This is a genomic window from Pantoea sp. E956-1 (assembly GCF_982223955.1).
This window is the reverse complement of record NZ_CEUYZP010000026.1, coordinates 1-938: the sequence shown is the minus strand read 5'-3', so window position 1 is coordinate 938 and position 938 is coordinate 1. Positions and strand designations below refer to the sequence as shown.

Genomic DNA, 938 nt, shown 5'->3' with positions numbered 1-938 from the left:
ATACGGTTTCGACGTAGCGGGTGAGGCCTTCGGCGTCGCGGGCGGCGGAGTCGTTCTTGAACAGGATGCCGCTCGGCTTGAGCACCTGGGTCAGCGCGGCGATCACGTCGTGTTTATGCGCTTCCATGGTCGCCGAGGCGATCTGCACCACGAGGATGTCGCCGAAACGATCGACCACCAGACCCGGCAGCAGGTCGGAGTCGCCGTAGACCAGACGATAGAACGGCTTGTCGAACAGGCGCTCGCGCAACGACAGCGCGACGTTCAGGCGATGCACCAGCAGCGACTTGTCGAGGGCCAGTTTGATGTCGCGCGACAGCAGGCGCGCGCAGATCAGGTTGTTCGGGCTCATGGCGACGATGCCCAACGGCTTGCCGCCAGCGGCTTCGAGCACCGCCTGATCGCCGGCCTTGAAGCCGTGCAGAGGCGTGGCGGCCACGTCGATTTCGTTGCTGTAGACCCACAAGTGGCCGTTGCGCAGGCGACGGTCGGCGTTGGCTTTGAGGCGCAGGCTAGGCAGGGACATGACGTCGCTCCGGAAAAAAGAGCGGGAGTATAGCGTGTTGAGGCGTGCTCCGGTCTGGCCTGCGATGAAAAGCGGGTGGCCCCTTCGCGAGCAGGCTCGCTCCCACACTTGGAATGCATTCACCTGTGGGAGCGAGCCTTCTCGCGAAAGCGATTTCAGCTCTTATGCAGCCAGTGCGTCAATCAGGGCCTGACTGAACGCTGGCACATCATCCGGCTGGCGGCTGCTGATCAGGTTGCCGTCCTTGACTACTTCCTGGTCGACCCAGTTGACCCCGGCATTGACCAGATCGTCCTTGACCGTTTTGTAGCTGGTCATGGTCTTGCCATTGACCAGTCCTGCCGAGATCAGCACCCAGCTGCCGTGGCAGATCACGGCAATCGGCTTGCCCGCCAAAGCGGCAGTCTTGACC

The 938-nt window shown here is 62.6% G+C and carries 1 protein-coding gene and 1 pseudogene; both read right to left on the bottom strand.

Annotated features, from left to right (window positions below; genetic code table 11):
- A pseudogene (locus AC0T7J_RS25055) lies at positions 1-526 on the bottom strand (hypothetical protein); the annotation flags it as partial.
- A 162-nt stretch (positions 527-688) separates the two neighbouring features.
- A partial coding sequence (locus AC0T7J_RS25050) for a DJ-1/PfpI family protein (RefSeq protein ID WP_473798409.1) occupies positions 689-938 on the bottom strand: 250 nt, incomplete at its 5' end.